This window comes from Neglectibacter sp. X4, from assembly GCF_009917365.1.
Taxonomy (GTDB): Bacteria; Bacillota; Clostridia; order Oscillospirales; family Acutalibacteraceae; genus Acutalibacter.
Genome location: NZ_QWLE01000017.1, coordinates 25581 through 43071 on the forward strand (window position 1 = coordinate 25581; position 17491 = coordinate 43071).

General features: G+C 53.6%; 17 protein-coding genes and 1 other RNA gene. 7 read left to right on the plus strand and 11 right to left on the minus strand.

What is annotated here, in order from left to right:
* Positions 1 to 312 precede the first annotated feature (312 nt).
* The 3 genes from D1841_RS08325 (at position 313) to D1841_RS08335 (ending at position 1453) form a co-directional block, all read left to right on the plus strand.
* Positions 313 to 615, plus strand: coding sequence for a DUF1292 domain-containing protein (locus D1841_RS08325; RefSeq protein WP_160642740.1), 303 nt, complete (start codon positions 313 to 315; stop codon positions 613 to 615).
* Between the two features lie 59 nt (positions 616 to 674).
* A non-coding RNA gene (gene ssrS / locus D1841_RS08330) (6S RNA) lies at positions 675 to 879 on the plus strand.
* Positions 880 to 907: 28 nt separating this feature from the next.
* Positions 908 to 1453 carry an SLOG family protein gene (locus tag D1841_RS08335; RefSeq protein ID WP_160642739.1) on the plus strand — a complete coding sequence of 182 codons (546 nt, stop codon included), beginning with the start codon at positions 908 to 910 and terminating at the stop codon, positions 1451 to 1453.
* Between the two features lie 87 nt (positions 1454 to 1540).
* Here the strand turns inward: D1841_RS08335 and D1841_RS19495 are convergent, their stop codons facing one another.
* From D1841_RS19495 to D1841_RS08345, 3 genes are read right to left on the minus strand one after another with little or no spacing between them, the layout of a single operon-like run.
* Positions 1541 to 1669 (minus strand): hypothetical protein, encoded by a 129-nt coding sequence (locus D1841_RS19495; protein ID WP_256376669.1) that lies wholly within the window; start codon positions 1667 to 1669, stop codon positions 1541 to 1543.
* A 3-nt stretch (positions 1670 to 1672) separates the two neighbouring features.
* On the minus strand, positions 1673 to 2908 hold the full coding sequence (locus D1841_RS08340; protein WP_160642738.1) for a M56 family metallopeptidase: 1236 nt from the start codon (positions 2906 to 2908) through the stop codon (positions 1673 to 1675).
* Positions 2905 to 3312: a BlaI/MecI/CopY family transcriptional regulator gene (locus tag D1841_RS08345; protein WP_160642737.1), complete on the minus strand. Its 408-nt coding sequence runs from the start codon at positions 3310 to 3312 to the stop codon at positions 2905 to 2907. Before D1841_RS08345 ends, D1841_RS08340 begins: the two co-directional genes overlap by 4 nt.
* 289 nt (positions 3313 to 3601) lie before the next feature.
* Between D1841_RS08345 and D1841_RS08350 the strand changes: the two genes are divergently transcribed.
* Entirely contained in the window at positions 3602 to 5185 is a 1584-nt protein-coding gene (locus D1841_RS08350) for a mannitol dehydrogenase family protein (RefSeq protein WP_160642736.1), read from the plus strand.
* A 72-nt stretch (positions 5186 to 5257) separates the two neighbouring features.
* On the opposite strand, the gene D1841_RS08355 is transcribed toward D1841_RS08350, so the two are convergent.
* From D1841_RS08355 to D1841_RS08370, 4 genes are all read right to left on the minus strand, one after another.
* Positions 5258 to 6628: a TrpB-like pyridoxal phosphate-dependent enzyme gene (locus D1841_RS08355; protein ID WP_160642735.1), complete on the minus strand. Its 1371-nt coding sequence runs from the start codon at positions 6626 to 6628 to the stop codon at positions 5258 to 5260.
* A gap of 464 nt (positions 6629 to 7092) precedes the next feature.
* Positions 7093 to 7647, minus strand: coding sequence for a Gx transporter family protein (locus D1841_RS08360; RefSeq protein WP_160642734.1), 555 nt, complete (start codon positions 7645 to 7647; stop codon positions 7093 to 7095).
* A 13-nt stretch (positions 7648 to 7660) separates the two neighbouring features.
* Positions 7661 to 8047: a NusG domain II-containing protein gene (locus tag D1841_RS08365; protein WP_160642733.1), complete on the minus strand. Its 387-nt coding sequence runs from the start codon at positions 8045 to 8047 to the stop codon at positions 7661 to 7663.
* A 9-nt stretch (positions 8048 to 8056) separates the two neighbouring features.
* Positions 8057 to 9226 (minus strand): amidohydrolase, encoded by a 1170-nt coding sequence (locus tag D1841_RS08370; RefSeq protein ID WP_160642732.1) that lies wholly within the window; start codon positions 9224 to 9226, stop codon positions 8057 to 8059.
* Positions 9227 to 9451: 225 nt separating this feature from the next.
* Between D1841_RS08370 and D1841_RS08375 the strand changes: the two genes are divergently transcribed.
* Both D1841_RS08375 and D1841_RS08380 read left to right on the plus strand, forming a co-directional pair.
* Positions 9452 to 10684 carry a glycerate kinase gene (locus D1841_RS08375; protein ID WP_160642731.1) on the plus strand — a complete coding sequence of 411 codons (1233 nt, stop codon included), beginning with the start codon at positions 9452 to 9454 and terminating at the stop codon, positions 10682 to 10684.
* Positions 10685 to 10776: 92 nt separating this feature from the next.
* The gene (locus D1841_RS08380) at positions 10777 to 12480 is read left to right on the plus strand and encodes an S-layer homology domain-containing protein (protein ID WP_160642730.1); all 1704 of its coding nucleotides are present in this window, start codon (positions 10777 to 10779) and stop codon (positions 12478 to 12480) included.
* Positions 12481 to 12583: 103 nt separating this feature from the next.
* Here the strand turns inward: D1841_RS08380 and D1841_RS08385 are convergent, their stop codons facing one another.
* From D1841_RS08385 to D1841_RS08400, 4 genes are all read right to left on the minus strand, one after another.
* Positions 12584 to 13555: a CehA/McbA family metallohydrolase gene (locus D1841_RS08385; RefSeq protein WP_347563967.1), complete on the minus strand. Its 972-nt coding sequence runs from the start codon at positions 13553 to 13555 to the stop codon at positions 12584 to 12586.
* 331 nt (positions 13556 to 13886) lie between these two features.
* A complete protein-coding gene (locus D1841_RS08390; RefSeq protein WP_160642729.1) occupies positions 13887 to 14588 on the minus strand; it encodes a hypothetical protein in 702 nt (233 codons plus the stop codon).
* Positions 14589 to 14896: 308 nt separating this feature from the next.
* Complete coding sequence (locus D1841_RS08395; protein WP_160642728.1) at positions 14897 to 16021, minus strand: Gfo/Idh/MocA family protein; 1125 nt, start codon at positions 16019 to 16021, stop codon at positions 14897 to 14899.
* 79 nt (positions 16022 to 16100) lie between these two features.
* Positions 16101 to 16370, minus strand: a complete 270-nt coding sequence (locus D1841_RS08400; RefSeq protein WP_160642727.1) for a hypothetical protein — start codon at positions 16368 to 16370, stop codon at positions 16101 to 16103.
* Positions 16371 to 16454: 84 nt separating this feature from the next.
* Between D1841_RS08400 and D1841_RS08405 the strand changes: the two genes are divergently transcribed.
* Entirely contained in the window at positions 16455 to 17480 is a 1026-nt protein-coding gene (locus D1841_RS08405) for a rod shape-determining protein (protein ID WP_160642726.1), read from the plus strand.
* The last annotated feature ends 11 nt before the right edge of the window (positions 17481 to 17491 follow it).

A 17491-nucleotide genomic window follows, 5' to 3' on the forward strand; every position in this document is an offset into this window, starting at 1 on the left:
GACTTTAGTTTTTCTTATTCCCTTGTCTCTGGCTATAGTATACTACTAAACCAGGAGCTTGTCAATAGGTTTTTTAAACTTTTTTGAAAAAATCTTTGCGTTTTTTACAAGCCTGCGGCATATGATTACTTTGCGGGCATTAAAGGGCAGGGAAACGGGCAGGCTATAGAAGCGGAAAGAGGTGAAAGCCTCGTGAAAAAAACGGATATCCGGTGGTTTTTGCCGATTCGCTCTTGACTTTAGCCCCATTTTTATGTACAATGTGTTTCAGAGAAAGCTCATCATGCTTTCGGAAAGGAGCGCAAACTGCTTATGGATAACGGTTATGAGGCCGACCTGATTACCCTAATCGACGATGAAGGGCAGGAGCATGAATTCGAAATCATCGACGAGCTAGATAACGATGACGGTCACTATATGGCGCTGGTTCCCACCCAGCAGGATCCGGAGGACATCTCCTCTGACGCGGAAACCTACTACATCTTTGAGGTTGTCGAAGAGGACGGCGAGGAACAGCTTCAGGAAGTTGATGATGACGAGCTGCTGGATAAGCTGGCAGACATTTTTGAAACCCGCTTTAATGAAGCCTATTTCGACGAGCCTGAGGACGAATAAAATCTTTTCACGAAATTGAATACTGCGCCTTTGGGCGCGGCAGGCTGGCTTTTGTGTAAAACAGCCTGCCCGATTCGCGGACTGTGCACATATAACCCTACACTCCTCATATTGGGAGCCTTGTCTCCGCTTGCGGATTGCAGACCTCCCGGCGCGGCGTTGACCGTTGCTGGACGAAGGGAGCGAGAACCAAATGGGAGGGCACCCACCTGCTTTTTCTGTAGCAGGTTATTGAGATGCACAATACGGTCGGGCGGGCTGCTTTTTTATTTTGCTGCGTAAGGGGATGTTTATGAATATCAACCGGGAAGAATGCTGCTGTTTCACAGGGCATAGACGTATAGAAAGTGGACATCTCACGCTTCTGCGGCAAAAACTCCAGAGCGAAATCACCTCCCTAGCGGCCAGGAAAGGGGTTAAAGCCTTTATGGCTGGTGGTGCCCTGGGGTTTGACACCATGGCCGCCCAGGCGGTTTTATGGGCCAGAGAGAAACAATTCCCGCACCTCAAACTGATTCTGGCACTGCCCTGTCGTGAACAAAATGCCCGCTGGAGCCAGAAAAACTCTGAGATATACTATAAAATTCTCGAACAGGCCGATCAGGTCATTTATGTTTCCGAACACTATACCCATTCTTGCATGTTTCAACGCAATCGGTATATGGTGGATCACAGCGGGTATTGCATGTGTTACTTACAGCCAGGCAAAGCCAGCGGCGGCACTGCCTATACGGTGAAATACGCCCAGCAGCAAGGCGTGCCTGTAATCAATCTGGCGGACATGCGGGAACAACCAGAGCCATGGGATGAAATAGATCCCTATTATTTTACATTATAATAGGATTAAAACAGAAAGCAGGCGGGTTACCGGAAGGTATCCCGCCTGAAACTGCTTCATGCAGTGAATTTTCTATATTGCAAATAATCAACCATCAATCCAATATGGATCTACCCAATAATTACGTGTTGCATTCCAACGACGATATTGGAATTTACCATTATAAACCCTTGTATAAATTAAGATCTCATCTCTTAAAGGCATAATACCATCCACAGTCTACTGCTCCTCCTTGATTGCATATCCTAATTTTTTAAACACATCAACTGTGTCTTGCATAATTTCATATGTTGAACCATCTGCCTCTACTACTGAAAATGTACCATCTTTATGTTTTAATATATATCCATTAAAAACAGCAGCTACAGAAGTCAAATTATCCGTGTATATATCCTCTCTAGGCGGTTCATAAAACGGCTGAAAAACAAATGAATATGACCACACAATTACTATCGCACAAAGAATATAGAAAAGAATTTGCGCGAAAAGTGTTACAGGCTTTCCAGGATTGCTCAGCATATCGAATCGTTCATAAATTTCCGTTTTCTCTGGCGGCTTCTCGCGCTTCCAAAAAGGCCGCCACAAGTTTTTAAACTTGCCATGAAACAATTTAAGGGAGAAAAAAGAAAGTATGCGGACAATTATCCCTTTGTGCGTATTTTCTTTAGGCTTACTCTCATCTTCATAAACCCGAATAAGCGTCTGCATGTATGCCGTCTTCTTGAATTTTGAAAACACTTGCCTAACCGTGAAATCGCATTTGATTTCTAGTATCTGGCTTAAGTCGTGCTGTAACAAAATTATTAAGGGATTCCACCAGAAAAGGCATTGGAACAGCTTCGCAAGAAACTTTATCCATAAATCATGGTTAAGAAAATGTGCGTATTCATGTACAAGTACGGAAAACAACTCTTCATTTGAGTAATCCTTAGCAGGTAAAAGAATTATTTTCTTAAACAAGCCAATACTCTTCGGGCCATCCAAAGTGGGATAAACCATCAAATGGATTTTCATTTTCCGGCCTGTTTCTTTCTGCACTACTTTTAGAATCTCCTCGCCCAGCAGGTTACGGTTATTCCGAAATCTGCCAAAATGATGCATGTTTCTGCAATAAGAAAACATCCAGTAGACAAGACAGACTCCGCTTACAAAGAACCATATCCATAGAAGAATATCCAGAATGCTAAACTCTCTGCCAGCTATGCTTCCACAGGACTTCGCGAGAAACAAATATATGTCATTATATATCTTTTCCACACGAATGGGTTCAGTAAACGGGAAATCTGCAGGCAACAACATTCTGCAAAGAGACAGTACGTGCAGCACCAGCACTGTAATAACGCCAAAGCCCTTCAAAAAAGCCTTATTATTCCGCAACAAATGGACAGCAACGATAAAAAATGAACTAAAAAGAATCCCCATACATACTGAGAAAAAACTTACTTCTATGTTCATTTCTCTCCGTCAGTCCCTGTTCTAACATTTTCCCGGATCTCCTTTTCCAGGATCTCCTCCAGCCTTTGCTTGACTTTGTCTGGGTTTTCATTCCCGCTTTTCATAACCGCAGCCGCTGCAACCTGGAACAGCGTTTCCGCCTTTGCGCCTCTGTCAAGGGCAAGCTGCATATAGAACTCCTCTTTGGAAATTTTCGGCTTGAACTGCCGGGCATACAGCTTGCTGCGCAACAGGAACCCGCAGCACTCTACAGCGCCCTTCTTTTCCAAAGATTTCAACATGGCACGAAGATATGTCTCATTCCAGGCATGTTCCCCGCCTGTGTTCAGCATTTCTTCCACTAAAAGCGGCTTTCCAGCGTCCCACAGAAAGTTCATCAGCTCATCTTCGCGCTTGGTCAGCACTATCCTTTTGATACATCCACCTCCTTTCAACCTGTTTTAAGCAGAACTTCACAAATACCTGTCCACACCAAATGAAACAGTTGTGCATCTGTCTGTTTGTAGTATACTCCACTTAAAAGCATTTGTCAATATAAAAATTATGATTTTCCTGGCATGTTTTATGCACAGTTGGGTTTGTTTACAGGCGAAATGATAAACCCATTACCAGCAGGCCGTCTTTACAAGGCAGTGAAAACATGATAAAATCCAGATAGACATTATTTTCTGCTGATTTTGGGAGGGAAAGCGCATGAAACTGCATTTTGACGGCATACGGGACAAGGCCCCCTGGGAACAGGCCGGCATTGCCCTGCCCAGGTTTAACCTGGAAAGGGTTCGGGAGAACACCAGGAAAGAGCCTGCCTGGCTGCACTTCGGGGCGGGCAATATTTTCCGGGCTTTTCCCGCCGCAGTGCTGCAGCGGCTGCTGGACGCTGGGCAGTATGACAAAGGCGTGATTGTGGCGGAGGGCTTTGACTATGAAATTATCGACCGGGCTTACCGCCCTTTTGACAATCTGAGCCTGCTGGTGGTGCTGAAGGCGGACGGTTCCATGGAAAAACAGGTGGTGGCTTCCGTTACGGAGAGCCTGAAGGCCTCCCCTCAGTTCCCCCAGGACTGGGAGAGGCTTATAGAAATCTTCCGCGCCCCCTCCCTGCAGATGGTAAGCTTTACCATTACGGAAAAGGGCTATGCCCTCTCCCCTGCCGACCTGCAGCGGGGTCTGGCCCCGGAAGCACTGATGGGAAAGGCCGCTCTGCTTCTTTTAGAGCGCTACCGCGCCGGGGCCTGCCCTATTACCTTGCAAAGCATGGACAACTGCTCCCATAACGGGGACAAGCTGCGGGAGGCCCTGCTGGCCTATGGCAAAGCCTGGGTGCAGGCAGGGCTGGTGCCGGAGGCTTTCCTGTCCTACTTGCAGGATGAAAGCAAGGTTTCCTGCCCCTGGAGCATGATTGATAAAATCACTCCCCGGCCTGACGGGAAAGTGCGTGAAATGCTGGAAGCCCAGGGCTTTGCAGACAGCGGGACAATCCTGACGGAAAAGAACACCTATACCGCCGCTTTTGTCAACGCGGAGGAGACGGAGTATCTGGTGATAGAGGACAGCTTCCTTAACGGCCGCCCACCGCTGGAACTGGGAGGCGTGCTCTTTACAGACAGGGGCACTGTGGATAAGGTGGAAAAAATGAAGGTTTGCACCTGCCTGAACCCTCTGCACACCGCCATGTCCATTTTTGGCTGTATGCTGGGATACGAGCTGATCTCCGCTGAAATGCAGGATGAGGACATCCGGGGCCTTGTTACCAAGCTGGGCTATCAGGAGGCCATGCCTGTGGTGGTGGATCCAGGGGTGCTAAAGCCCGCAGACTTTATAGACGCAGTGCTCACCCGCCGCCTGCCCAACCCCTTCATGCCCGACGCGCCCCAGCGCATTGCTACTGACACCTCCCAGAAGCTTCCTGTCCGCTTTGGGGAAACCATCAAGGCCTATCAGGCCCAAGGGCTTTCCCTGGACAGCCTGCTGCTGATCCCCCTGGTGCTGGCAGGCTATGCCCGGTACATCAAGGGCGTGGACGATACGGGCGCGCCCTTTACCCCCTCCCCGGATCCCCTGCTGGAGGAACTGCAGGCCATTGTTGCCCCGCTGGAAGTGAAAAAGGGACAGCAGGACATGTCCTGCCTGAAAGCGCTGTTCAGCCGGGCGGACGTGTTCGGAGTGGATCTCTACGCTGCGGGGCTGGGAGAGCGGATAGAATCCATGACAGCGGAACTGTACGCAGGCCCGGGCGCTGTGCGGGAGACGCTCCATAAATATGTAACCATGAAATAATCTTAATAGTGATAGTAAAAGGCCCTGCCTGCTGGACGCAGACAGGGCCTTTCACTATTATGCTTATGCACCTCAGTCAACCTTGGGAAGCTTTGCAAGGCTTTCTGCAATTTCCTCATCTGTGGGAATATAGTCGCCCATAACGCCGTCATTAAACTTCTGATAGGCGGTCATATCAAAATACCCAGTGCCTGTCAGGCCAAAGAGAATCGTCTTTTCCTCCCCGGTTTCCCGGCATTTAACAGCCTCGTCTATAGCCGCCCGGATGGCATGGCTGGACTCCGGCGCTGGCAGGGTGCCCTCCACCCTGGCGAACAGCTTGGCGGCCTCAAACACGGCGGTCTGCTCTACAGACACAGCCTCCATCAGGCCGTCATCATAGAGCTGGGACAGCACAGAACTCATGCCATGATACCGCAGGCCCCCGGCGTGGTTGGCGGAAGGAATGAAGCCGGAACCAAGGGTATACATCTTAGAGAGGGGGCACATCATGCCTGTGTCGCAGAAATCATAGGCGTATCTGCCCCGGGTGAGGGAGGGGCAGGAAGCAGGCTCCACCGCGATAAAACGGTAATCGGCCTTGCCCTGGATTTTTTCGCCCATAAAGGGAGAGATAAGCCCGCCCAGGTTGGAGCCGCCTCCGGCGCAGCCGATGATGACATCGGGCTTGATATGGTACTTCTCCAGGGCCGCCTTTGCTTCCAGGCCAATAATGGACTGGTGCAAGAGCACCTGGTTGAGCACAGAGCCCAGCACATAGCGGTAACCCGGCGTGGAGGTCGCCACCTCTACAGCCTCGCTAATGGCGCAGCCCAGGCTGCCGGAAGTGCCGGGATGCTCTTCCAGGATCCGCCGGCCCACTGCCGTTTCTTCCGAAGGGGAAGGGGTTACAGAAGCGCCATAGGTGCGCATAACTTCCCGGCGGAAGGGCTTCTGCTCGTAGGAAACTTTTACCATGTACACCTTGCAGTCCAAATCAAAATAAGAGCAGGCCATGGAAAGGGCTGTGCCCCACTGCCCGGCCCCTGTCTCTGTGGTAACGCCCTTAAGGCCCTGCTTTTTGGCGTAATAGGCCTGGGCAATGGCAGAGTTCAGCTTATGGGAGCCGGAGGTGTTGTTCCCCTCGAATTTATAATAGATTTTGGCAGGGGTATCTAGGGCCTTCTCCAGGAAATAGGCCCTCACCAGTGGGGACGGCCGGTACATCTTGTAAAACTGCCGGATTTCCTCCGGGATTTCAAAGAAGCGGGTGTCTGTGTCCAGCTCCTGGCGCACCAGATCGTCACAGAAAACCGGAGTAAGCTCCTCAAATGTGACGGGCTGCAAGGTACCGGGATTCAGCAGGGGGGCAGGCTTATTCTTCATGTCTGCCCGCAGGTTGTACCAGGCCTTGGGCATCTCGCTTTCGTCTAAAAAGATCTTGTAAGGGATTTTCTGTTCCATTGTCTCTCTTCCTTTCCTGAATTTATCTATATAAAAACCTGCGGGAATTCCGCAAGATTTTGCATAACCGCATAGGAAATCCTGCAAAAGGCAGGGTTTTCCGTAAAACCAAAAAGCGCATTCATCCTAAATCTCTTAGGACAAATGCGCTTGCATCTGCGGTACCACCTAAATTCATCCCTTTGGGGGACGCACCTCTTTCGCGTACTTCCATACGCTATCCTTTATAACGGCAGACTTCCGTCCCCCCTAAGGAAAGAAAACTTTCTTCGGGCAGGCCCTCACAGGTCCATTCCCGCCTGCCTGCGCTGCCCCGCTTCCACCTGCCGGGACTCTCTTGAAACGCATTCTGCTAAACGGTACTACTCCTGCTCATCGGTTTTGCAAGTATTTATTTCTTGTCTTGCAGTATAGCACAAAGCGTCCAGGTTGTCAAGTGTCTGGGCCAAACTTTTTCCAGCTTCTTACAGCCAGACCCCCAGCCCTGTTCCCAGCTTTTTCAGGGGCGGCAGGACAAGCTTTAAGGCCAGGCCCGTTAAAAGCCCGGTAAGGGTTCCAAAGAGAATCAGGCCGGGCACATAGGACAGGACTGCCTGGGAGGTGAGCAGCCATGCTGTTCCCAACTGGGCGGCATTATGGGTAAGCGCCCCTGAAACCCCCACCCCCATCAGGGAGCACCTGGTGCGGCGCAAAAGGAAGCAGGCCGCCAGGGTGCTAAGCAGGCCGCCGGACAGGCTCATGGCCCCGGCGGCAAGCCCCCTGCCCAAAAAGGCAAACCCGCCTTTGAGCACAGCCAGGAACAGGGCGCAGGGCAGGCCCATGCTGCCAGCAGCGTACATGGCGGCAATATTGGACAGCCCCAGCTTTGCGCCCGGAGGCAGCATAGGCAAAGGGGGCAGCAGACTTTCCAGAAAGGAAAGGGACAGGGCCAAGGCCCCCAATATGCCCGTAAAGGCCACCCGGGCAACTTTCTGCTTCGTAAAAACCGCTGCGCCCCCCCTGTCTCGACTGTTTTTCACACCACCGTCTCCTTTAATAGGTTTCCGCGTCTGCCTCTCCCGCTGCCCCTTCCAGCCGGAGCACCAGCCGGGCAGGCAGGCAAAGGGCTGTTTCTCCGGCACGGGAGATAACCCCGGTGCGCACGCAGGTTTGATCAGGGCAGGTGGACGCAAGAAAACACCCGCCCTCCGGCGAAATCCGCAGGGTGGCCCGGTGCCCCCCCTCCCCCTCAAACTCCAGCTCCATAGGGGCTGCAAGGGCAGACAATTCCTGCCGGCAGAGGATTTCTCCGTCCCGTTCTACTATGGCGGCAGCCCCCTGGGGCCGGTTTCCCAGCACCAGGAAAAGGATGCTGGCAAGGAGAAGCAGTCCCAGCAGAAGCAGCCCGTCCCGGGGCGCTATAAGCTTTTTTGTTTCCATAAAAGAACGTCAGGCCTTGTACACGATTTTTCCGTCGATAATGGTGACAAGGGTTTTGCACTGCATGTCCTTTAAGGGATCCCCTTTGTAAATGACCACGTCCGCGTCCTTGCCGGGGGTCAGGCTCCCTACCCGGTGGGCGATACCTGTAATTTCCGCCGGGTTCAGGGTGACAGCCTTCCAGGCTTCCTTTTCCTCCAGCCCGGCTTCCATGGCAAGGCCCGCGCACAGGGGCAGGTATTTCAGGGGGATAACCGGGGCGTCGGTGATGATGGCAACCTTCAATCCCTTCTCCACCAAGGCCCTGGGGGTGTCCCAGCACTTGTTTTTCAGCTCGAACTTGCTCTTGCTGCCAAAAGTTGGCCCCACCAGGCAGGGGCGCTGCTCTGCCGCCAGCTCTTCGGCAATGAGATGGCCCTCGGTGCAGTGATCCAGAGTGATACCCACCCCGAATTCCTTTGCTATGCGCAGGGAGGTGAAGATATCGTCTGCCCGGTGGGCGTGGCTTTTCAGGGGAATCTCCCCCCGCATTACCGGCAGCATGGCATGGAGCTTCATATCAAAGTCCGGCTTCTTGTTTTCTTTGGGATCCTTCTCCCAGGCATCCAAGGCTTCCTTATAGTTCTGCGCCTTTTGCAGGGTTTCCCGCAGCAAGGCGGCAGTGCCCATACGGGTGATGGGGGCTTTTTTGTTGTTTCCGCCATAGCAGCGCTTGGGGTTTTCCCCAAAGGCTATTTTCATGGCTACAGGGTTCTTCACCACCATGTCGTCCACCCGCCTGCCGCAAAGCTTCACAGCCAGGAAAGTGCCCCCCACCACGTTAGCGCTGCCGGGGCCGGTGACGGCGGTGGTCACCCCGTGGCTGTAGGCATCGAAAAGAGCCTCGTCCATGGGATTCAGGCCGTCGATACCCCGCATGTGGGGGGTGACCGGGTCGGTGCTTTCGTTGTAGTCCGCCCCTTCAAAGCCGATGGCTTCTTCGTCCAAGCCGATGTGGCAGTGGCCCTCCACAAAGCCCGGGGCCACTAGGCACCCGGAAGCGTCAAGGATTTCCGCGCCGGCAGGTGCTTCCACTGTCTTGCCCACTGCCAGGATTTTGCCGTTGTCAATTAAAACCTGTCCGCCGGGGATGTCTTCCCCATCAATGGGCCTGATAAGCCCGTTCTTAATTAAAAGCATGGTAAAACCTCCACAAAAGAAAATAGTTAAGGCGATACCGCATCATGCTAAGCAGTATAAGGCGCCAGCGGCGCTGCCCTAAGACTTTTCTTAATAATACCAATTTCCCCGGCCCATTGCAAGAGGGTTTTTGTGAAATCTTGCCATAGGGCAATGGTTGTGGTATAATTGTCCTAAATCATTTAGGATGGGCGGGGTATACGCCCGGGAAAGGACGGGAGGCAAATGGACAGTTCCCTGTTTCAAAACGCGCAGCAGATTATCCAAGGAAGCCTGCGGGCAGTGCTGCCGGACGAGGCTGTAAGGCGGGCTTTGGGGGATTTCAGGCCCAGGGGTGGCAAAACCCTGCTGGTGGCCGCAGGCAAGGCGGCCTGGCAGATGGCCAAAGCCGCTGCGGACGCTTTGGGCCGGGTGGACGGCGGCGTGGTGGTCACAAAATACGGGCACGTGCTGGGAGATATTCCTGGGGTGGAATGCCTGGAAGGCGGGCACCCGGTGCCGGATGAAAACAGCTTTGCCGCCACACGGCGGGCGCTGGAGCTGACAGCCGGGCTTTCAGAGCAGGATACGGTGCTGTTCCTGCTTTCCGGCGGGGGCAGCGCCCTGTTTGAAAAGCCCCTCATCCCCGGCGGGGAGCTGCAGGATATCACAAACCAGCTTCTGGCAAGCGGCGCGGGCATTGTGGAGATGAACACCCTGCGCAAGCGGCTGTCCGGGGTAAAGGGCGGGCGGTTTGCCCTGCACTGCGCCCCGGCCCGGGTGTTCAGCATTGTGCTCAGCGACATTATCGGGGATCCCCTGGACATGATTGCCAGCGGCCCTGCCTACCCGGATTCCAGCACCCGGGAGGAGGCTTTGGAGATTGTAAAAAGGTATGGCCTGCGCCTTTCTCCCAAGGCTTTGGCCCTGTTGGAGGAGGAAACCCCCAAGTTCCTGGAAAATGTGGAAACCCGGATTACCGGCAGCGTGCGGGAGCTGTGCGCCCATGCCGCGGCGGAATGCGAAAAGCTGGGGTATGCCCCGGTTATCCTCACAGACCGGCTGTGCTGCGAGGCCCGGGAGGCAGGCAGTTTCCTGGGCAGCATTTTGAAAACCCATGCCGGGCAGGGCAGGCCAACGGCCTTTATCGCCGGAGGCGAAACAGTGGTGCATCTCACCGGAAAGGGCCTGGGAGGGCGCAACCAGGAGCTGGCCCTGGCGGCGGCTCCCCTTATCGCGGGACTGCCTCACGCGGCGGTGTTCTCCCTAGGCAGCGACGGCACCGACGGGCCTACAGACGCTGCCGGAGGCTATGCAGACGGCGGCACTGCGGCGGCACTGGAAAAAGCCGGAGTGGATATCCCCTCTGTGCTGCGGGACAACGATGCCTATCACGCCCTGCAAAAATGCGGGGGCCTGCTGATGACCGGGCCTACCGGCACCAATGTCAACGATGTGGCAGTGGGGCTGGTGCAATAAATCAGGCCCCGGGGCATATCCCTGCCCCAAAGCCTTATTACATAAAGAGACTGCCCCTTTTTACACCGGGGCGGAAGAAAGGATGAAGATTTTTGAAAAAGAGAGTTTGTTCCTTCCTGCTGGCCTGTATCCTTATGGCCAGCGCCCTGCCCGTCGCTACGGCTTCCGCTGCGGGCCGCGTGTTCCATGATATTCCCAAGAAAGAGTGGTATGCCGGCTATGTGTATGCCATGGCAGACAAGGGCATTATCAAAGGCACCAGCGACACCACCTTTGCGCCTAATATTTCTGTAAGCCGGGCGGAGTTTGTCAAAATGCTGGCAGCCTCCCTTGTGCCCCAAAGCGAAATTGACCAGTATAAGGGCATGAACCTGTTTACCGACGTGCCTTCCAGCCAGTGGTATGACCCTTATGTAAACTGGGCCGCCCAGCATGGCATTGCCAACGGCAGCGACGGGAGGTTTGACCCCAACGGGCCTGTAACCCGCCAGGAAGCCGCCGCTTTTATGGTGCGGGCTGCCAAGGCCTATCCTGACAAGATAGATTTGACCGAGAAAAAACCCCTTATAACTTTTAAGGATCAGGATAAAATCGCCAGTTGGGCCAGAGAGGACGTAGCCGCCTGCCAGAAGGCCGGTATTATAAACGGCAATACGGACGGCACCTTCGCCCCCGGCAGCAAGGCGTCCCGGCACCAGGCCGCCGCCATGCTGTGCCGCCTGGCAGATATTGCTCCCTTTGAGGGCGATCAGATTCCCGAGCCTCCCGAGCCTCCCAAGCCTCCGGAGCCGGTGTTTAAGGCCCCCGTCACCTTCAGGAAAACGGTGGCAGGCGTGTCTGTGCGGGGCGTGGAGCTTGACCCCTCTAAGGGATATGCCGCCAAGGCTGTGCTGGCGGGGAACCAGTTCTATAAAAATGACACTGCTTCCAATATCATCAAGAACAACAACGGCTATGTAGCTGTAAACGGCGCCGACTTCAATTCCGGAAGTGACCTCAGTACCTCCAGCGGCATTGTCAGCGGCGGCAAGGTAGTGCGGGTGTACAATAATCCAGTGGATCCCAAGCCCGCCTTTGTGGTGGACAAAAACGGCAAGGCATCCATCCAGTTTATGACGATCAACCAGACTGTCACCCTGGAAAAAAACGGAAAAAAATACGCTTCCTTTGATAGGGTGAGCACGAACCGGCCTGTGCGTGCCCCGGACGCCACCCGAATGATCTATACCCGGGCCTTTGGCAAAAGCGTCCTGGACGGCAAGATTTTCCGCGGCCTGGCTGTAGACGGGAACGGAAAGGTTACCAATGTTTACAGCAACGCCAGCAATGTGCCCATCCCCAGCAGCGGCTTCCTGCTGATAGAGAGGGCCGAACGCCAGGTGGAGGAAAAGCTTTTCACCGATGCCAAGCCCGGCGACACCCTGCGGGTGGATGTGGCCTATGAAGGCTCTGCCGTCCAGGACATCCAGACCTCCCTCAGCGCCGGGCCTACGGTTGTGAAAAACGGCAAGGCATACGGCAACGCCACCACCTACAAAAACGAAGGCTTTTTGGACACCAGCTTCACAGGCGGCTCCCGGGCCCGGATGGCTCTTGGCGTAAAAACCGACGGCACTGTGGTGATTGTCAGCTGCACCTGCACCCTGGGCGCCCTTTCCAAGGTGATGGCAGCCCTTGGCTGCGAGACTGCCATGAACCTGGACGGCGGCGGTTCCTCCACCCTGTATGTAAACGGATCCTGGCTTGCAAGCCCGGGCCGCAAGCTTACCAATATGATTGTTTTCAGCAAGAAATAACAGGCTTTAGGCGCTTATTAAAAAAGGAACAGCGGCGTGCTGCTTTACAGCACGCCGCTGTTCCTTTCCGTTTTACAGACTTTCTAAGGCGCTGGGCAGGCCTTTACAGATCTTCTACAAAATAGGCGTTTGTCCCTGCATACAGGCCTTTTCCGTCACGCACCTCTATACGCAGCCAGCCTTCCTTGCCTGTGAGGGGGAACTCCGCGTCTGTAATGGTTTCACCCCGGGGGGCTAACTGCTTGTAGCAGTCCCGGCCCTTCTGGATGGCGAATATTTTTTCTACAGGGGAGGTTTTCACCCGCAGCACGCCGTCCTGAATGGAAACCCCTTTCAGCTCTGGCCCCATAGACCAGTAGAACCGTCCTGCCCGCAGCGCCCGGATTACGCTTTTATAGGTAAGCTTTTCAGCGGCTATCATCACAAAGCCCCCAAAGGAATCGTTAAGCGGATTTGTAAAGGGCACGCGGTCATGATTATCGTCTGTAGCCAGGGCAAAAAGCTTCTGCCCGGAGCGGAGCATCTCGTCATAAGACTGGGGATGGAATCCGTACAGCCCGTCATGCTCGCAGCCGTAATTATAAATCTCCATGGCAAATAGGCCCCGGAGATCCTTATAGTCCTCGTAGGTTTGCAGCGACCAGTAAGGATGGTTATAGCAGACTAAAAACCCCAGCTCGTTCATGGCGGCGACGTACTCATTCAGGGAAGCCATATCCCCATACCGCCGGGGCGGGCGCAGGCTTTGGGCCTTTATCTCCTGCTTTTCCGTGGGATCTGTGTCGAACAGGTTCAAGTGATAGGTTTTCAAATCCGGCCAGCAGCCAGGGCCGGTTTCAAAGCCGCACATCTCTGTCTCATAAGCTGCCAGAGCCAGAAAGTTTTCATCGTCCAGCTCCTTGTGCCAGCGATACTGCTCGTGGTCTGTGAAGGCCACAATGGAATACCCCTGGCCCTTATAGGCCGCCTTAATCTCCTCAGGCGTCAGTTCTCCATCGGAAATAGTGGTGTGGCAATGGAGGTTCGCTTTGTAAAAACCCTCCTCCGGCAGCAGGACTCTGTCTTCCAGCTTCATAGCGTCTCCCTCTTTTCTTTCGTATTATTGTAGTCCCTCTCTCCCCCGGCCCAGGCACGCCGCAGACTTTTTCCGCTTTTCAGAACCGCCGGACCATGGTCTTTTCAGCCTTATTCTACCATGTTTTAGGAGGGCTGTCTACAGGCAATACCGCACAATTCATGGCTGTCGCTTTAAGCGGCATCGCCTGTAGGAGAAAAAGAATCTGTATTATAAAAAAGCCCTTGCTGCAGCGCCCGTTTAAGGGCTGCCGCAGCAAGGGCCTTCTGTACAGAAATGCACAGGTTAGATTTCTGGAAGCCGCCAGCTTCCTATAAATACATATTGCAGTTTACCCTCTATACAAACACTGATGAAGCCTGGCTGACTCAGACAGCGAAGAAACCAGTGCAGCAGCCAGAGGCCCTTTTCCCGCAGTATCCACACTAGGGTTCGGCGCATCCTTCCAGTCCGGCAGTTCCAATTCCAGCTCTGGCTCATACCAGCCGGGGAACAGATCGCTGAACCTGGGAGAAATCTCAAAGGTGCGGTCATCCGGATTTTCCGCGCTTCCATAGCCAAGCTCTCCTGCAACGTAGTCGGCAGACCAGGAAAACCGGTAGATAATTTCCCGGCGGGCAGAAAGGATATAGTCGTGCAGCTCAGCCGGCGTATTATCTAAATCCATATAGGCCAGTTTAACCGCTCTCTCGTCTACATCCTGAGATACAATTTCATATACCTCCTGGGCAGTTCTGGCGCCAGATATAACCTCTGTCCAGCCCGCCTTTTCATACTCTTCCCGCATAATCTGGTCAATGGCGCGGCCGATTTCCTGACACTGTGCCCCTCTGAGTTTCACCGCGCCAGCCCGCTCTTTAGAAACACCTGCCTCCTCTGCCAGATAGGCACGGACGCGTTGAGAAGTGGCTTGATAAATCTTATCGCTTTCCGCCTCATATGCCTGCTCTTTCTGCGTATCAGCAGCATAGGCTGTTGCTGCAAAAACAACGGCGAATACACTTACCAGCAAGGCCATACATACTTTTTTCACAGATAAATCCTCCTTCCATATCATCCCGTCTCCATCATACATTTTGTACAGTGGGGTTAAACGATTCCATAAAGAAAAAATGGCGGCTTCCGGCACCTTTAACAGGCGTCGTTTGATTCGGTTTAAGGAATTATTGTATAAATAATTGCCCACTATGTTGTAAATTTAGTGTATCATGGTTCTCATATGCCTGTCAAGAAGTATGGAGAAATATGCGCAAAAATTATGTCTACCTGTCTCAAGCTGCAGAGGCGCAAAAAAGCCTCCGGTTCGTCACAACCCGGAGGCTTTTGGAGCAGCAAAAGATTTTATTCAAACTGTACGGCAACGCCCTTTGCGTCAGACTCCAGCGCCGCTTCCATCAGGCGCAGAATGCGGAGGGCTTCCTCGTTTTTCACAATCTGCTCGGCCTTGCCCTGCACCACGTCGCACACATTGGAATAAAGCTGGTTGCGATCATAGGTGATGTCTGGCAAGGGCAGATCGTCCATGGTGTCCTCGTTCCGGGGAGCCATGGTTTTGGAAAGGCCCTCGCCCATGAGGATAGGCGTGGCATCCTTGTCCTCCCAGCTCCGCAGGATAACCATGTGGCCCGGATCCCGGAAATCCTTGATTTCCGCTGTTCCCTTGGTGCCGCAGAGATACCAGTGAGGCAGGGTGATGAAGTTGCAGGTACCCACTTCCACAGTGGCAGTCAAGCCGCTTTCAAAGGTCATCTGCATGATGAAGCCATCGTCTACCTCGTCATTGGTGACGTGGGTCATTTTGGCGTATACAGTCTTGATTTTCTCCGGGATCATCATCACTAGGCGATCCAGCAGGTGTACGCCCCAGTCAAACATCATGCCGCCGCCCTGGGCCTTCACGCCCCGCCAGTCGCCGGGAATGCCCCGGGAGCCATGGTAACGGCTTTCGATGTGGAAAATATCCCCCAAGGCCTTTTCCTCATAAAGCTTTTTCATAATCAGGTAGTCCTTGTCCCAGCGGCGGTTCTGCCGGGGATAAAACACCTTGCCAGTCTCCTTGGCAACCTCCAGCACATCCTCCAGATCCTTGCTGTTCATCATAACGGGCTTTTCACACAGCACGTTTTTGCCTGCCTGCATAGCCCGGATGGACAGATCCTTGTGGCTGTCATTCGGTGTGGCTACCAGCACCACGTCCACCTGGGGATCCTCCAAAATCTGCTCGAAGCTGTCATACGTATGGAAGCCCTGGTTTCTGGCCCACTCCTGGCGCTCTTCCTTTACGTCATAGGTGCCTGCCAGCACCATTTTGGTTTTCAGATCTGTATCGCCAGGGGCCAGTTCCCGGCCTTTAGAGCCGTCTGTCATCCAAAGGGCCTGCCCGCTGCCAGTGGAAATGGCCACAGCATGGCCGCCGCCCATACCGCCGCAGCCCACAACAGCTACAGCAACCTTCCCGTCTATCATATGAAAAACCTCCCTTTAATTTATGTATACTGCCCAACATCCGGGCACCGCACATGGCATCTGGATGCTTGTTCTCATTTTACATGGTTTTCCGCTTTTTGGCAAGAGATTTTTTGTTGTTTTTATTTATATCAAGTGGCATCTCCAAAACAAGCGCTGCAGCTTCAAAAAGTGCCGCGTCTCTTTCCCTGAAAAAGCTTAATAACGGGAAAGCCGGCCCTGAACATCCCGCCAAAAGATTCTTGTTGAAAAAGCGGGAACTTTGGTGTATACTATATGTTGTATAAGTACAGGCAAATTGTGCAAATGGAATGGGCCGCCCCGAACCGGAGAAAAATTGTCCATGCATTTTCCAGCCTGCGGGGCAGGGAAATACATAATAAAGCTTTCCAGCGGGGCGCCCCCGAATGAAGAGTAAGGATGAGAATGAAGTATGATAGGAACCGATATCGCCATCGATCTGGGCACCTCTAATTTCAAGGTTTACTTAGACGGCAAGGGCATTGTGCTCAGCGAGCCTTCCATTATTGCCGTGGATACCCTCACCGATGAAGTCATTGCCATCGGCACAGAGGCATATAAAATGCTGGGCCGCACCTCAGACCGCATTGTTGTCTCCCGTCCCCTGTGCAACGGCGTTATTTCCGATTTCTCCCTGGCAGAGCACCTGATCACCTATTATTTAAAGCGCCTGGGCAGCAGCCGGGTCTTTATGCCCCGGGTGGTAGTCAGCGTCCCCTGCGGGGTAACCGAGGTGGAAAAGCGGGCGGTGGTAGACGCCATTGGCGCGGCCGGCGTGCGCAAGGTGTGCCTGATCGAAGAGCCTGTGGCGGCGGCTATCGGGGCGGGGGTGGACATTGCCGCCCCCCATGGTACCATGATCGTGGACATCGGGGAAGGCACCACAGACATGGCGGTTATCTCCTTAAACGGCATCGCCATTGCAAACTCCACCCACATTGCCGGAGACGATTTCAACGACGCCATTGTGAAATATGTCCGCCGGAAGTTCAATCTGGTAATCGGGGATCGCATGGCAGAGGGGGCCAAACGGGCTATTGGCTGCGCCTATCCCCGGAAAAGGCTGGAAACCTTTGTGCTCAAAGGCCGCAATGCCATGAACGGCTTGCCGGAAACCACCATTATGAACTCGGACGAGATGATTGAAGCCCTTATAGAGCCTGCCATTTCCATTGTCCGCACAGTGCAGGCTACCTTGGAGGAAACGCCGCCAGAGCTGCTGGCAGATATCTTTACAGACGGCATCTATCTTACAGGAGGTTCCGCTAACCTCTACGGCCTTTCCACCCTGCTTTCCAAAAAGACGAAAATCCCGGTGGTCACCTTTGACAACCCGGAAAACTGCGTGGTGCTGGGGGCAGGGCGGGCCATCAAATACATTGACAAGATGGACGGGCGCAGCCACGGCAAGATGAACCCCCTGGTGTCCTACGGGTAAGGGGCTGGGCG

Bases quoted from the DNA above. Each gene is read 5' to 3' on its own strand.
- D1841_RS08325 (WP_160642740.1), top strand. From the start codon at position 313: ATGGATAACGGTTATGAGGCCGACCTGATTACCCTAATCGACGATGAA.
- D1841_RS08340 (WP_160642738.1), bottom strand. From the start codon at position 2,908: ATGAACATAGAAGTAAGTTTTTTCTCAGTATGTATGGGGATTCTTTTT.
- D1841_RS08400 (WP_160642727.1), bottom strand. From the start codon at position 16,370: ATGCATGGACAATTTTTCTCCGGTTCGGGGCGGCCCATTCCATTTGCA.
- D1841_RS08365 (WP_160642733.1), bottom strand. From the start codon at position 8,047: ATGGAAACAAAAAAGCTTATAGCGCCCCGGGACGGGCTGCTTCTGCTG.
- D1841_RS08350 (WP_160642736.1), top strand. From the start codon at position 3,602: ATGAAACTGCATTTTGACGGCATACGGGACAAGGCCCCCTGGGAACAG.
- D1841_RS08355 (WP_160642735.1), bottom strand. From the start codon at position 6,628: ATGGAACAGAAAATCCCTTACAAGATCTTTTTAGACGAAAGCGAGATG.
- D1841_RS08385 (WP_347563967.1), bottom strand. From the start codon at position 13,555: ATGAAGCTGGAAGACAGAGTCCTGCTGCCGGAGGAGGGTTTTTACAAA.
- D1841_RS08370 (WP_160642732.1), bottom strand. From the start codon at position 9,226: ATGCTTTTAATTAAGAACGGGCTTATCAGGCCCATTGATGGGGAAGAC.
- D1841_RS08375 (WP_160642731.1), top strand. From the start codon at position 9,452: ATGGACAGTTCCCTGTTTCAAAACGCGCAGCAGATTATCCAAGGAAGC.
- D1841_RS08405 (WP_160642726.1), top strand. From the start codon at position 16,455: ATGATAGGAACCGATATCGCCATCGATCTGGGCACCTCTAATTTCAAG.
- D1841_RS08335 (WP_160642739.1), top strand. From the start codon at position 908: ATGAATATCAACCGGGAAGAATGCTGCTGTTTCACAGGGCATAGACGT.
- D1841_RS08395 (WP_160642728.1), bottom strand. From the start codon at position 16,021: ATGATAGACGGGAAGGTTGCTGTAGCTGTTGTGGGCTGCGGCGGTATG.